1 protein-coding gene is annotated in these 1,608 nt (G+C 33.6%); it reads right to left on the bottom strand.

The window, feature by feature from the left end; genetic code table 11:
* Nucleotides 1–471: 471 nt before the first annotated feature.
* Entirely contained in the window at nucleotides 472–1,473 is a 1,002-nt protein-coding gene (locus F6J99_RS44860) for a transposase family protein (RefSeq protein ID WP_293123861.1), read from the bottom strand.
* Between the last annotated feature and the right edge of the window lie 135 nt (nucleotides 1,474–1,608).

Below are 1,608 nucleotides of genomic sequence, written 5' to 3'. Positions count from 1 at the left end.
CTCTATTTGACTCGAATCTAGGCTGATATCAAATCGCAATGAATGACCATAATAAATTTCAATGCCTATAATTTACGCAAAACCATCGTGATTGGTATGGGCGAATGGCATTCGCCCCTACATTACCATCGTGATTGGTAGGGGCGAATGCCATTAGCCCGTACATTTTTATTATGGTCGATATTCCCAATTATATCAAGTCGCAATAAACGACCATAATAACTACAAGAATGTTTTGAAGGCAATCCCTGTAAAATCAAGGGTTTCACGCCTCTAACCCAATTGTCAATTGTCAATTGTCAATTGTTAATTGATATTAGAGGCAAATTAACTGCAATGCCGCCGATTAATATGGAGGCTAAAGGTAGTCTTAACAACCAATTTCGATAATTTATCAATTAGACCTCTCCAAAAATTGAAACAATTGTCTGCTTTGCGTTTCAAAGTTTATGATCGCAAAGCTCACATTTATTACAGTGACGAAAAATCAAGGTTACATTCATTTTCTGTTAATAAATCGCTCCAAAGATGTAGTTGATTAATTATCATCTCACTTGTGCTATCATCGAATTTCAAAACATCTAAAATCAAGGCACCTATCCGTAGTCTTACTAAGCCACAAACCAAGGAAATTACTGATTCATATTTGTTGATATTTAAACGGAATTTATCCCCAGCACTTCTAAATGTTTTTACCGTTCTAATTACATGTTCTACACAAACTCTTAGGGATGAAAATTGTTTGTTTTCTTCTTTTTGTTGTGCTGTTAATTCTCCTTTCTTAGGCTTTTTTATAGGAGTTTTTATTTGAGCCTCTCCTACATAAGCTTTGTCACCAGAAAATTTTTGTTCTTGAGAGAAAACATCTTGTTGCTCTCGCCACAAATTTATGTCGCTTTCCGGCCCTCTTTTTCCCGCTGATAAATCTACTATATCTGCACCATGAGGTAAGACAATTAATTGATTTTTGAGAGTATGATTTTTCTTTTTACCTGAGTAAAATTTTTTTTGTTCCTGATAGTCTTTAGGCCTTGGTATTTCTTGCTCTGCACTATCTACAATTAATTCATATTCTGTTAAAATTTCTGACAATTTAGCTTCATTTTCTTCATTTTTTCTTACCTGTTCAATTAAACTTGGTGGCAGTCCATCTTCTAAAATTTTGAGCCAATAGTTAAAAATATTATTAGCTGTGGATTCACTCACTTGAAAAAGTAACCCTAAAACTTGAAATGTTAAACTTTGACGAAGGTAAATTAGTGTTAAAACTATTTGGTCTTCTACAGATAATTTTGGTTTAGCTCCTCCCCCAGCTTGAATTAATCTAGTTTTTTGCTGTTCTACCTTTTCTCTATGTTTTTTATCTAAGCTTTTAGCCATTTCCATTAATTCCATTAAATTTTGATAACTGATGCCAATAAGCCGCTTGGCTTCCCTCGGATTTTCTTGTAAATATGTCCATGTATAAGTCATGCTTATCACCATCTAAATTTAAGTTTATCAATCCTTATTGTAGCATAAATTTTTATTTTGGAGAGGTCTAATATGGAATAGTTGATTTTAGGAAACACCAATGACAAGTACGCCAAACACCGAACCTACTCTGAA

This window comes from Moorena sp. SIO4G3 (assembly GCF_010692305.1).
Taxonomy (GTDB): Bacteria; Cyanobacteriota; Cyanobacteriia; order Cyanobacteriales; family Coleofasciculaceae; genus Moorena; species Moorena producens_A.
This window is presented reverse-complemented; position numbering and strand designations above follow the sequence as displayed.